The organism is Microseira sp. BLCC-F43 (assembly GCF_041929235.1).
GTDB lineage: Bacteria > Cyanobacteriota > Cyanobacteriia > Cyanobacteriales > Aerosakkonemataceae > Microseira.
In genome coordinates, this window is sequence record NZ_JBHFNP010000131.1 from 58,258 (window position 1) to 72,483 (window position 14,226).

The 14,226-nt window shown below is 45.4% G+C and carries 5 protein-coding genes; all 5 read left to right on the forward strand.

From position 1 onward, the window contains the following. The first annotated feature begins 2 nt into the window (after positions 1-2). From ACE1CM_RS18410 to ACE1CM_RS18430, 5 genes are read left to right on the forward strand one after another with little or no spacing between them, the layout of a single operon-like run. Complete coding sequence (locus tag ACE1CM_RS18410) at positions 3-392, forward strand: response regulator (protein WP_374879112.1); 390 nt, start codon at positions 3-5, stop codon at positions 390-392. Between the two features lie 2 nt (positions 393-394). Further along, positions 395-3,538: a PAS domain S-box protein gene (locus ACE1CM_RS18415; protein ID WP_374879114.1), complete on the forward strand. Its 3,144-nt coding sequence runs from the start codon at positions 395-397 to the stop codon at positions 3,536-3,538. A gap of 42 nt (positions 3,539-3,580) precedes the next feature. Beyond that, positions 3,581-5,557, forward strand: coding sequence for a response regulator (locus tag ACE1CM_RS18420; RefSeq protein ID WP_374879115.1), 1,977 nt, complete (start codon positions 3,581-3,583; stop codon positions 5,555-5,557). Between the two features lie 40 nt (positions 5,558-5,597). Next, a complete protein-coding gene (locus ACE1CM_RS18425) occupies positions 5,598-12,608 on the forward strand; it encodes a PAS domain S-box protein (protein WP_374879117.1) in 7,011 nt (2,336 codons plus the stop codon). Beyond that, positions 12,592-14,178 (forward strand): diguanylate cyclase domain-containing protein, encoded by a 1,587-nt coding sequence (locus ACE1CM_RS18430; RefSeq protein WP_374879118.1) that lies wholly within the window; start codon positions 12,592-12,594, stop codon positions 14,176-14,178. Before ACE1CM_RS18425 ends, ACE1CM_RS18430 begins: the two co-directional genes overlap by 17 nt. The last annotated feature ends 48 nt before the right edge of the window (positions 14,179-14,226 follow it).

Below are 14,226 nucleotides of genomic sequence, written 5' to 3' on the forward strand. Positions count from 1 at the left end.
TTATGGGAAAGCCAGCAATTTTATGCGTTGATGATGAAGTAGTTGTTTTGGATAGTTTGAAAATTCAATTAAAAAATGAGTTCGGGGATGCTTACTTATATGAAGTGGCAGAAAGTGCCGATGAAGCCCTAGAAATTATTGAAGAGATTGAAGGAGATATCCCGATTCTCGTCATCGTATCTGATTGGTTAATGCCCGGTCTTAAAGGAGATGAATTTTTAATTCGCGTTCACCAAAAGTATCCAAATATTGTCAAAGTGATGTTGACTGGACAAGCGGATAGCTTTGCCATAGATCGGGCTATAAAAGAAGCGAATTTGCATAGCTGTTTGTCCAAACCTTGGGATGTAAAAGAACTGATTGAAACGATTAAATCCGGCTTAAACCAATAGTTATGAAAAAACCCGTTATTATTTGCGTTGACGACCACCCCACAATCCTGGACAGTTTGAAAATCGAGCTGAAGGCAACTTTAGGCGAAGATTATGCCATCGAAACCGCAGAAGGAGGTGAAGATGCTTTAGACTTGCTAATCGAATTGCTAGAAGATGATTGTGAAATTCCCTTGGTAATTTCCGATTATCTCATGCCCGATATCAAAGGGGATGAATTGTTACGGCAAGTCCATCAACTCTCGTCAAAAACTATTAAAATAATGCTGACGGGACAAGCGGATGTTAAAGCAGTAGGCAATGCAATTAAATATGCCAAATTATATCGTTATATCGCTAAACCATGGCAGCCAGAAGATTTAAAATTAACGGTAAAAGAAGCTATCAACAGCTATTTACTGGAAAAAGAACTGGCAGAAAAGAATGCCAAACTTCAGCAGTTAAATGAAGAACTAGAAGCGTTAGTCGATCGAAGAACCGCCCAACTACGCCAAGAACAAGAAAAATTTGCCAAAGCTTTTCAGTCCACGCCTCACGCAATTACAATTACCCAACTCAGCGATGGTAGGCATATTGAAGTTAACGATGCCTTTTGCGAGATGACGGGTTACGCGGCTGACGAAATCATTGGTCGCACGGCAGTTGACTTGAATATTTGGGTCAATTTATCAGACCGTAAGCGCCTATTTGAACTATTATCTTCCCAAGGATTTGTCCGCAACTATGAATTTGAATCTCGCACCAAATCGGGGGAAATAAGAACTGCGTTGCTCTCGTCAGAAATGATAGAAATTGGCGGAGAAAATTGTCTGATTTCTGTGAGTCAGGATATTACGGAACGCAAGCGAGCAAGCGAAGAATTAAGAAAGAGCGAAGAACGCTGGCAGTTAGTATTAAAAGCCAACAACGATGCGATTTGGGACGCCAACCTCGTCACGGGTGAAGTGTTCAGATCGCGCCGCTGGAAAGAAATGCTGGGGTATGAAGAAAGCGAAATCGGCAACAGTGTAGATGAATGGAAAACCCGCATCCATCCCGAAGATTTAAACCGGGTAACCGCAGCGATGAAACAACATCTAGATGGGATTACCCACTTTTATACTGCCGAATATCGCCTGCGGTGCAAAGACGGCAGCTACAAATGGATTCAAGACCGGGGACAAGCAGTGTGGGACGAAAGTGGAAAACCCGTGCGAATGTTGGGTTCCCAATCAGATATTAACTATCGCAAACAGGCAGAAATCAACCTCGCCGAAAGCGAACAAAAATATCGCAGCTTGGTGGAAACATCCCAGGATGCGATCTGGGCATGCGATCGCACCGGACGGATTAATTTTATCAACCAAGCCGCCAAACAAATTTACGGTTACGAACCCAGCCAAATGTTGGGTCGTTATTTTTCTGATTTTCTCGCACCCGAAGCTGTTGCGGCTTCTCTTGAATGGCATCAACGCCTGCTGAATGGCGAATCAATTTTCCAAGCGGAAAGCACCATCATCACCAAAGATGGCAAAGAAGTTAACATTCTCACGAATGCGATCGCTGTAAAAGATGCAGAAGGAAACATCATCGGCACCACCGGCACCGCCAGCGATATTACCACGCGCAAACAAGCCGAAATTGCCCTCAAACAAGCCAAAGAAGCCGCCGATAAAGCCAACCGTGCCAAAAGCGAATTTCTCGCTAACATGAGCCACGAATTGAGAACCCCACTCAACGCTATCTTAGGATTTACCCAATTGCTCTCCCGCGATCCATCCCTCGGCAGCGAACAAAAAGAACAAATCAACATTATTACTAAAAGCGGCGAGCATTTACTCAACTTAATCAACAGCATTCTGCAAATGTCAAAAATCGAGGTCGGACGAGTCAGCCTCGAACCCAATCCCTTTGACCTGCACCACCTAATAGAAACCATCGAAGACATGTTGCAACTCCAAGCCCAAAAAAAAGGCTTGCAGTTAATTTTTGACCAAGACCCAAACCTGCCCCGTTATGTAAAAACCGACGAAAGCAAATTGCGCCAAGTTTTACTTAACCTGTTGGGAAACGCAATTAAATTTACCAAAGAAGGCGGCGTCACCTTGCGCGTCAAATCTGAGCAGAGTAGCACAGGCGTCTCGCCTGTGGGATCTCTTGAGAATGTATCAATTACCAATTACCAATTACCAATTACCAATTACCGCTTATATTTTGAAATTGAAGACACGGGTCCCGGCATTGCAGAAGCAGAAATGGACAACTTATTTAAACCTTTTGCCCAAACTGAAACGGGACGGCGGAGTCAAGAAGGAACCGGACTGGGGTTACCCATTAGCCGACAATTTATCCAACTGATGCACGGGGATATTACTGTCAACAGCAAAGTCGGAGAAGGAACCATTTTTAAATTTGATATTGCAGTCGATCTCGCCACTTCATCTGAAATTCAAGCCACCCAAGAAACCAAGCGAGTCATCAGTTTAGAACCCAACCAACCCGAATATCGCATCCTCGTCGTTGATGACCGGATGGAAAGCCGCCTTTTCTTGGTAAAAATGCTAACATCCATCGGTTTTTCCGTCTGCGAAGCCGAAAATGGTCTGCAAGCTGTCGATATTTGGTCGATGTGGGAACCCCATTTAATCTTGATGGATATGCGGATGCCGGTGATGGATGGCTACGAAGCTACCAAACGCATTAAAACCCATTTAAAAGGTCAGGCAACTGTGATTATTGCCCTCACCGCCAGTGCCTTTGATGAAGAACGATCTGTCATTTTATCCGCCGGGTGCGATGACTTTGTCGCCAAGCCATTTCGCGAGCAGGTTATTTTGGATAAAATGACTCAATACTTGGGAGTGCGTTACGTTTATGAACAGCAACATTCATCCACCCCGTCCAATGGGGAACTCTCCTCCACTACCCCAGGGGGAGATACTCATTCATCTTTCGTTCTGCAACCAGAATCTTTCCAATTAATGCCACCTGAATGGGTGCAGGAATTATACGACGCCGCTTGCTCCATCGATAACGAGTTAATTTTCTCTTTAATAGAGCAAATACCGAGCGAAATCGCACCTTTAAAACATGCGATCGCCGACTTAGTCAACAACTTCCGCTGCGATCAAATCATCGATTTAATTGATGTTTTTCAAAGCCAATAAAACAGCAAATCCCCATTACTAATTAGCAATTAGCAATTCCCCATGACCGAAGATAACAAAGGCAATATATTAATCGTTGATGACACCCCAGAAAACCTGCAAGTGTTATCAGCGACTTTAAGCGATCGCGGCTATAAAGTCCGAGGCGTTATTAAGGGAACAATGGCAATCCGCGCCGCCAAATCGGCTCCCCCCGATTTAATATTACTCGATATTAAAATGCCCGACCTATCCGGCTATGAAGTCTGCCAGCAATTAAAAGCCGACCCCCAAACCAAGGAAATTCCAGTCATTTTTATTAGCGCCTTAGATGAAGTTTTGGATAAAGTCAAAGCTTTTGAAATTGGGGGAGTAGATTATATCACAAAACCGTTTCAAGTAGAAGAAGTTTTGGCGAGAGTTGAACATCAACTCACAATTAAACGGCTGCAAAAACAACTCCTAACCCAAAATGAACAACTACAACAAGAAATTGTAGATCGCAGAAAAGCCGAAGCAGCCGCCGCAGCTGCCTCCAAAGCAAAAAGTCAATTCGTCGCCAACATGAGTCACGAACTCAGAACCCCGCTCAATGCTATCCTGGGATTTACTCAAGTTTTGTTGCGCGATCGTCACCTCAGTTCCGAACAAGTAGAAAATCTGCGAATTATTAGCCGCAGCGGCGAACATTTACTCGACTTAATTAACGATGTTTTGGATTTTTCCAAAATCGAAGCCGGGATTATCGGTCTTTACGAAACCAGCTTTGACCTGTATCGCCTGCTCGATACCCTGGAAGAAATGTTTCAAATTAAATGCGAACAAAAAAACTTGATTTTAAATTTTTTAGTCAGTCCAGACGTTCCCCAATTCGTCAAAACAGATGAAAAAAAATTGCGCGTTTGTTTAACCAACCTGCTGGGAAACGCAATTAAATTTACATCCTATGGCAGCGTCACCTTGCGCGTGCAAGCCGTATTGGGCGATCGGTCACCCGCTCGCCAAGACCCACCAATTACCAATGACCAATTAATATTTGAAGTAGAAGACACAGGCTGCGGTATTGCCAGGGCAGAACTCGATAGCTTGTTTGATGCCTTCGTCCAAGCAGAAGCCGGGAAAAAAGCTGTTGAAGGCACGGGTCTTGGTTTAACTATTACCCGCAGTTACGTGGAATTAATGGGAGGAAAAATTACAGTCAGCAGCGTTTTTGGTCAGGGAACAATTTTTAAATTTAATATCCAAGCTCAGCCAGCAAAACCCGCTGAAATTATCACCGAACCCCTGCAACGGGTGATTGGTTTACAACCCAATCAAATAAATTACCGAATTCTCGTGGTTGACGATACGAAAGAAAACCGCCTGCTGATGGTTAAATTGCTCGAACCGATTGGTTTTGAGGTCAAAGAAGCTGAAAATGGCGAGCAAGCTCTCGAACTGTGGGAAAAGTGGCAACCGCACCTGATTTGGCTCGATACCCGGATGCCAGTGATGGATGGCATCGAAGCAAGCAAACAAATTAGATTGCGGCAGAGCGATAAACGAGCAGAGGACACGGCGACTTTCTCCCCGTCTCCCCCTCTCCCCGTCGCCGCGTCCTCTTCCCCTTCCCAAACCATCATTATTGCCCTGACTGCCAGTGCCTTTGAAGAGCGACGAGGGGAAATCCTGGCAGCAGGTTGCGATGATTTTGTCCGCAAACCTTTTCCCGAACAGTTAATTTTTGCCAAGATGGCTGAATACTTGGGGGTGCGCTATGTTTACGAAGATTTACCTCAATCAACCCTCGCTTATTCTCGCAAACGTTATTATGCTAGTGAAAAACCCGTCAAGCTTTTGCTTCAGCAACTCGCTCAAATGCCACAAACTTGGCTCGCACAGCTCTATCAGGCTGCTAACGAAGTCGATGAAGAGTTGGTGGCTCAGCTGATCGAGCAAATACCCGAATCTTATACCCCTCTAGCCAAGGCTTTAAGCGATTTACTTGATGATTTTCGCCTCGATATAATAGTGAGACTCACTCACTCAATTATAAAATAATTCAGCATTTAATGTCAAATCCAAACTCGCAGTTAAACCCATGACAATGGATAATCAAACCTTCAAAATTTTAGTGGTTGACGACCAACCCAGCAACCTGCGGTGTTTGTCCAATATTCTGACTCAGCGCGGGTATAAAGTCCAGCGGGCTATCTCTGGACAATTGGCATTGAATGCAGCCAAATCTTCCCCTCCAGACTTGATTTTGCTCGATATTATCATGCCAGAAATGACCGGATTTGAAGTCTGTAAAAGGCTCAAAGCCAACGAGCAAACCAGGGATATTCCAGTCATTTTCTTGAGCGTGTTAGATGAAGCCACCGACAAAGTTAAAGCCTTTAAAGTCGGCGGCGTCGATTATATTACCAAACCCTTTCAAGTCGAAGAAGTTTTAGCCCGCATCGAAAATCATCTCGAAATCCAAATCCTGCAAAAGCAACTAGAACTAAAAAATCAAGTACTCCAAGAAGAAATTCTGATTCGCAACGCTGCACAAGCAGAACTGCAAGAAACTAAAGACAGTTTGGAATTAGTTTTGTGCGCCTCCAACGACGGCTTTTGGGAATGGAATTTACAGACAGGGGAAGTTTACTTCTCCCCCCGCTGGAAAGAAATGCTCGGCTACGAGGAAGATGAAATTTACGATCAATTTTCCTCTTGGGAACAATTAATATTTGCTGAAGATAAAATTGCCGCCTTAAACCTGATCGAGGCTTATAATTCCGGTGGAGTGAAAGAATTTACGACGACACAAAAATTTTATCATAAAAACGGTTCAACGGTGCATATTCTCGTGCGAGCCATTCATCTCAAAGATGAAAGCGGGCGGGTGGTGCGGATGATTTTCTCCCATACCGATGTCAGCGAGTTGGTGAAAACAAGCGAAGCACTGGCGCAATCAAAATCTTTACTGGCGAGCGTATTAGATAGTTCTCAAGACGGGATTGTAGCGTTGGCATCGGTGAGAAATAACCAAGGAAATATAGTAGACTTTAAATTTCTTTTAGTCAATCCGTCAGCCGAAAAAATAGTCCGAATCAAAGCCGAAAAGTTAATCCAGCGATATTTATTAGAAAAACTGCCGTGGACCGAGGAAACCGGACTATTTGACGACTATGTCCGGGTGGTTGAAACAGGAGAAATTTTCAGCCGAGAAGTTCACTACAACTTTGATGGAAGACTGGCTTGGTTTCACGTTGTCGCGGTAAAATTAGGGGATGGTTTGGCGGTGACATTCTGCGATATAACCCAGAAAAAGCAGGATCAACAAGAACTTTTAATCGCCAGAGAACGGCTGGAATATTTACTTTCCTCGAACCCATCGGTTATTTATAGCTGCAAGACAACCGACTACTACGGGGCTACATTTGTCAGCAAAAACGTCACCGCCCTTTTAGGTTACGAACCGGGAGAAATTTTAGAGTCAGATAATTTCTGGGCTAGCCATATGCACCCGGAAGATAAAGAGCGCGTCTGGGCAGAGATGCCGCAACTAATGGCACAGGGTTATCATGCTGGCGAATACCGCTTTTTACACAAAGACGGGACTTATCGCTGGATATACGATGCGATTAAGTTAGTGCGGGATGCAGCGGGAAACCCCATCGAAATTATTGGCTCCCTCAGCGATATTACCGAGCGCAAGCAGATAGAACAAGCCTTGCAAGAAAGCCAGCGGTTTATTCAAAAATTATCCGAAGCCAATCCCAATATTTTGTACGTTTATGACTTGATAGAGCAGCAAAATGTCTATATCAACCGCGAGATCGATGAAACTCTTGACTACACCCTGGAAGAGTTAAAGCAGATGGGAACGGATGTAGTGCAAACCTTAATGCACCCCGAAGATTTGGCACGCTTCCGGGAATATCTCAAACAATTTGAAACCGGCAAAGATGGCGATATTTTTGAATTTGAATATCGGATGCGGCACAAAAATGGCGAGTATTTTTGGTTTTTCAGCCGGGATACCTTATTCGCCAGAACCGCAGACGGGAAACCAAAGCAAATTCTTGGTGCGGCGACGAATATTACCCAACGCAAGCAAGCCGAAGCCGAATTGCGCCAGCAAAAAGAACTTTTGCAAACAATTTTTGACAACATCCCCGTGATGCTGATGCTTTACGATCCCGCGGGCAATATGTTACTAACCAACCGGCATTTAGAACTTGTTCTCGGTTGGTCTTGGGCAGAGTTAGCCAACCGCAATCTATTAGTAGAATGCTACCAAAACCGGGAATACCGCGCCAGAGTTGTAGAATTCATGGAGGCAGCAACTGGGAAATGGCAGGACTTCAAAACCACAACCCGCGACGGGAGGGTTATCGATACTTGCTGGGCGAATATTATGCTATCCGATGGTAATTGTATCGGGATTGGGCAGGATATTACCGAGCGGAAACAAGCAGAAGAAGCGTTACGCATCAGCGAAGAACGCTTTCAACTTGCCATCGAAGCCAGCGGTTTAGGATTGTGGGATTGGCATATTAATACGGGAATAGTTTATTACAGCCCGGAGTGGAAAACCATGCTGGGTTATGCAGTCGAGGAAATCGAAGATCGGTATCAATCTTGGGAAAGACTCGTACATCCAGAAGATTTGCCAACCGCACTAGCTGCGTTGGAGGCGAACTGGCAAAGGCGTAGTCTCTGCTATGAAGTAGAATTTCGCATGACCAGCAAGGAAGGCGAATGGAAGTGGATTATATCCCGCGGCAGGGTAACCGAACGGGATGAAATGGGCAATCCAGTGCGGATGACGGGAACTCATAAAGATATCAGCGATCGCAAGCAGATCCAGTCAGCCCTGCAAGAAAGCGAACGGAAATTCCGCGCCATCTTTAACAATACGTTTCAATTTACCGGACTGCTGACCCCCGATGGCACACTCATAGAAGCCAACCAGACAGCGTTAGATTTTTGCGGCATTGAGTCTAGGGACGCTGTAGGACGCCCGTATTGGGAAACTCGCTGGTGGACGGTAGGTAAGGAAGACAAAGAGAGTGGGGGACGCGGTGACGCGGAGAGTAGAGAAGACAAAGAGAGTGGGGGACGCGGTGACGCGGAGATTAGAGATGACAAACAGATTGGGGGACGCGGTGACGCGGAGATTAGAGAAGACGCAAAGAGGGGGAGACAAGCGAGAGGGTCGAGTGAAAATGTCCCCGCGTCCCCCCGTCCCCCCGTCCCCGCGTCTTCTTCCCTCACCCCGACTCAACAGCAGCTGCGGGATGCGATTGCACTAGCAGCTAACGGTGAGTTCGTGCGGTACGAAGTCGATATCCGGGGTGCGGGAAAGACAATCGCCACGATTGACTTTTCTTTAAAACCCGTTTTAGATGACGCGGGTAACGTCGTGCTGCTAATTCCCGAAGGACGGGATATCAGCGACAAAAAACGCGACGAACGAGTCAAAACCGCATTAATTAACTGTCTGGAACAAAGCGAAGCGCGGTTATCCCAAATTGTCACCACAATATCCGAAGGATTAATCGTTCAAGACGACAACGATCGCATCCTGTTTGTCAATGGCGCCGGCCTCACTTTGTTCGGCAGATCCTACGAAGAAGTTTTGCACACATCGTTAGGTCTACCAATAACGCTCGACGAATTAACCGAAATAGAAATTATTCGGCCTTGCTCTGAAATAATTGTCGCTGAAATGCGAGCGTTAAGAATTACCTGGGATCATAAAGCAGCCTATCTGATCACCCTCAGAGATATCACCGCCCGCAAACAAGCAGAAATTGCTTTACAGCAAAGCGAAGCCCGGTTGCAAAAATTAGCAGATAACGTACCGGGAATGCTTTATGAATTTCTGCTCCATCCCGATGGGTCTTATAATTTTGCCTATGTCAGTTCTGGGTGCAAAGAAATTAACGAATTAGAACCACAACAGCTAATAGAAAATCCAGAATTAGCCTTTCAACTCTCTCATCCCGATGACCGACAAAAACTCCACGAATCTATCGCCACTAGCGCCCGAACTTTAGAACCTTGGTTTTGGGAAGGGCTGATTTCTACCCCATCCGGAAAACAAAAATGGATTCAAGGTGCTGCCAAACCAGAACCCTGCGATAACGGCGATATCCTCTGGCATGGGGTGCTAATAGACACCAGCGATCGCAAAGCCGCAGACGAAGCCTTACGGCAAAGCGAAGCCAGATTGCAAAAATTAACCGCCAGCGTACCGGGACTGATTTATGAATTTATGCTCCATCCCGATGGCTCTTATTGTTTTACTTATGTCAGTTCCGGATGCCGAGAAATTTACGAATTAGAACCCCAACAGCTATTAGAAAATGTAGCGCTAGGCTTCGAGCAAGTTCATCCAAATGACAGACAAAGCTTGATCGATGCGATCGCTTATAGCGCCCAAACCTTAGCCCCTTTTACCTGGGAAGGACGGCTGATTTACCCATCAGGTCAAATCAAGTGGGTGCAAGCAACTTCTCGCCCCGAACGCCTGCCTGGTTCCCAGACTGAGCCTGGTTCCCAGGCTCAGTCTGGGAACGAGGGAGGGATAATTTGGCATGGGGTGATGATCGATGTGAGCGATCGCAAATTCAACGAAGCACTTCTCTTGGAATCCCAACAAAGAATCGCATTTTTAGTCCAGCAAACCCCCATCGCCGTGATCGAATGGAATAACGACGGTAAAATTATTGCCTGGAATTCCGCCGCAGCTGAGATTTTTGGCTACTCTCAGACTGAAGCCATCGGTCAGAATTTGATTGACCTACTCACCCCCTCTAGCCTCCAACAGCAAATCAACTTAGCAACGCCAGACCTACTGTATCAACGGGGCGCAACTTGCAGTATCAGCGAGAACATTACCAAAGATGGCAGAATCGCGATCTGCGAATGGTATAACACGGCATTGATCGATGAAAGCGGCAACGCCATCGGCGGCGCATCGATGGCAGTAGATATCACAGAACGGCAACAAGCGCAAGAGGCATTGCGAGAAAGTGCGGAACGGGAACGAGCGATCGCCAAAGCGATCGAACGAATGCGCCAAAGTTTAGATATAGAAACAATTTTCCGCGCCACGACGGAAGAATTAAGACAGGTGGTGGGGAGCGATCGTGTCATCATCTATCGCTTCAACAACGACTGGAGCGGCAACTTCGTCGCCGAGTCCATCGGCAGCGGCTGGGTTCCCGTAGTCCAGCTAGACCCAGAACACCCCGATTTTACACAAGCAGTTTTAGAATCCCCCAGATGCATCGTCAAACTATGGGACAGCCCCGATAACTTGGTAGAAGATACCTACCTACAGCGCACAGGAGGCGGCATCTACAACCAAGGGGAAAAATACCTCTGCGTTTCAGATATTTATCAAGCCGGATTCAGTAATTGTTACATCGAACTGTTAGAAACATTTCAAGCCAAAGCCTACATCACCGTCCCCATTTTCTGCGGTAATAAACTTTGGGGACTCTTAGCAACCTATCAAAATACCGGCCCCCGCCTGTGGTCAGCCGCAGAAATCAACATCGTCGTCCAAATAGGCAACCAGTTGGGAGTCGCCTTGCAGCAAGCAGAATTACTCACCCAATTAAAACTCGCCAAAGAAGCCGCCGACGCCGCCAACAAAGCTAAAAGCCAATTCCTCGCCCGCATGAGCCACGAACTCAGAACCCCACTCAACGCCATCCTGGGCTTCAGCCAGCTGCTCGCCCGCAGCGACTCCCTAGAACAGGGTGAGCGCGAACATCTGGCAATCATCAATCGCAGCGGCGAGCATTTGCTAGACCTGATCAACGACATTTTATCAATGTCTAAAATAGAAGCCGGTCAAATTGCACTCAATGAAAATTGCTTCGATTTATATCGCCTACTCACCGCCATCGAAGACATGTTCCAACTCAAAGCCAAATCCAAAGGCTTAGAATTGAAATTTGAACGCGCCACTCAAGTCCCACAGTACGTAAAAACCGACGAAAGCAAACTGCGTCAAGTTTTAATTAACCTGCTCGGCAACGCCATCAAATTTACCACCTCTGGCAGCGTAAAACTGCTGCTCAAAACAGCACAGGAGCAGGTGACTCCGGTACCAGAGGAGAATATAGATTCAAATGCCCCTCTACACTCAGATCGCGTGACGCTTTGGTTTAACGTCGAAGACACAGGTCCCGGCATAGCACCAGAAGAACTCTCCACCATCTTTAAACCCTTCGTGCAAAGCCAAATCGGACGCCAGTCGATGGAAGGCACCGGCTTAGGTTTACCCATTAGCCAGCAATTTGTCAAATTGATGGGAGGAGAGATTGGCGTCACGAGTCAACAAGGCATTGGCAGCACCTTTACATTTAATATCCAAGCAACTGTGCTATCCGAAGCACCGGAAAGCACCCTCTCTGACCCGCGACGGGTAATTGGGTTAGAACCAAATCAGCCAAAATATCGCATCCTCGTCGTCGAAGATGTCTTAGCAAATCGCCAACTGCTTCTGGAACTGCTCGCCCCCTTGGGATTTGAAGTCAGAGAAGCCGAAAATGGACAACAAGGACTCGCAGTCTGGGAAAATTGGCAACCCAATCTCATCTTGATGGATATGGAAATGCCCGTGATGGACGGGTATACGGCAACGGGGGAAATTAAACGCCATCCCAAAGCAAAAAATACTAAAATCATCGCCCTCACCGCCAGCGCCTTTGAAGAGCAGCGATTGGCTATCTTAAATGCAGGCTGCGATGACTTTATCTGCAAACCTTTTCAAGAAGAAATTCTGTTTGAAAAAATGGCTCAACATTTAGGAGTGTTATATGTCTACCAAGAAAATCGTTCCTTGGCCTCAAACGGTCGTTTTTCAGCACAGTCTCAATCACTCACCAGCGAAGACTTGAGCTGTATGCCCAGAAACTGGATCGTCGCACTGCACCAAGCCGCCTTGGAAATCGACGACCAGCAAATTATAGAGTTGCTCCAGCAGATTCCCGCCACCCTGTCAAATATTACTAAAGCTTTAACCTATTTAGTCGATAACTTTCGTATGGATATAATCATCGAATTAACTCAACCTTACAGCGATGATCCACCTAACTAAACCGCCATTCAAAGCCAATATTCTCATCGTAGATGATGCACCGGAACACCTGCGACTCTTAACCAACATGCTGACTTCGCGAGGGTACCAAGTCCGGCAAGCCATCAATGGAAAATTAGCGTTGCAAGGGGCACAGATAGTCAAACCAGATCTCATCTTGCTCGATATTAATATGCCGGAAATGAACGGCTATGAAGTTTGTCAAGAATTAAAAAAAATAGACATAACCCGCAATATTCCAGTGATTTTCTTGAGCGCTTATAGCGAAACAATAGATAAAGTCAAAGCCTTTAAAGTAGGCGGCGTCGATTATATCGCTAAACCGTTTCAAATAGAAGAAGTATTGGCTAGGGTGGAAAATCAATTAACCATTCATCAGATGCAGAAACAACTGTGCGAACAAAATGCCAGAATGCAACTAGAGATAATTGAACGCCAACGATCCGAAGAAGAAGTCCGGTTTTTATTAACTACTACTAAACTGATTAATGCATCCCTAGATTTTCACGATGCTTTGGAAATCACTCTCCGTCAAGTAGGTCAAACAATTGGTTGGGATTTAGGAGAAGCTTGGATTCCCAACAACGAAACCGCCACCCTCGAATATAGTCGCGGTTGGTATGTGAGCGAACCAAAATTTGAAAAAATTATCGAAAAAAGTAAAAATTTAATATTGCCTCCTAATATTGGAATAGCTGGTCAGGTTTGGCTCTCCAAGCAATTAGAGTGGATCGAAGATATATCCTTGGCTCAAGAAGCCTGCTTCATCCGCAGCGAAATTGCCAAAGAAGTAGGAATTAAAACGGCTTTAAGCATTCCTATTATTGTGAATGACCAAGTTTTAGCAATTCTAGTTTTCTTGAATAAAAATCAACTCAAACCAGCTCCCAGAATAATTGAATTAGTTAAAGCTGTTGCCACTCAATTAGCTTGTTTCATTCACCAGAAGAAAATAGAAGCCGCTTTGGTAAAAGCCAATCAGGAGCTAGAAAGACTCGCCACATTAGATGGGTTGACCGGAATTGCCAATCGGCGGCGGTTTGATGAATATTTTTACTTTGAATGGCTGCGACTTTTTAGAGAAAAATTACCGATGTCTTTAATTTTATGCGATGTGGATTTTTTTAAACTTTATAATGATACATACGGACACCTCGCCGGAGACTTTTGCTTGCAGCATGTAGCCGCAGCAATTCGTCAGAGTGTCAAGCGTCATTCAGATTTAGTTGCTCGTTACGGCGGGGAAGAATTTGCAGTCATTCTCCCCAATACAACTGCGAAGGGAGCTTTCTACGTAGCTGAAACAATCCGAAAGCAAGTTCAAAGGATTAAACTGGTTCATGCTAAATCTGAAGTGAGTAAATATGTCACCCTAAGTTTAGGAGTTGCCAGTATTATTCCCAATGCAGAGACGTGCCCCGATACCTTAATTACCATTGCTGATAAAGCACTTTATGCCGCCAAACACCAAGGACGAAACTGCATCGTAGTTGAAGACTTGGTTAGTTTTCAGAGAAAATGCCATCCGGATATATCCCTGCCAGAGTCCCCAGTACACTCTATACAATGAAACCATAGCAACAAACTTGGTATAAAATACAGTAAAAGGATAAAAGAA

Coding starts and splice junctions, on each gene's coding strand:
- ACE1CM_RS18410 (WP_374879112.1), top strand. CDS start 3: ATGGGAAAGCCAGCAATTTTATGCGTTGATGATGAAGTAGTTGTTTTG.
- ACE1CM_RS18415 (WP_374879114.1), top strand. CDS start 395: ATGAAAAAACCCGTTATTATTTGCGTTGACGACCACCCCACAATCCTG.
- ACE1CM_RS18420 (WP_374879115.1), top strand. CDS start 3,581: ATGACCGAAGATAACAAAGGCAATATATTAATCGTTGATGACACCCCA.
- ACE1CM_RS18425 (WP_374879117.1), top strand. CDS start 5,598: ATGACAATGGATAATCAAACCTTCAAAATTTTAGTGGTTGACGACCAA.
- ACE1CM_RS18430 (WP_374879118.1), top strand. CDS start 12,592: ATGATCCACCTAACTAAACCGCCATTCAAAGCCAATATTCTCATCGTA.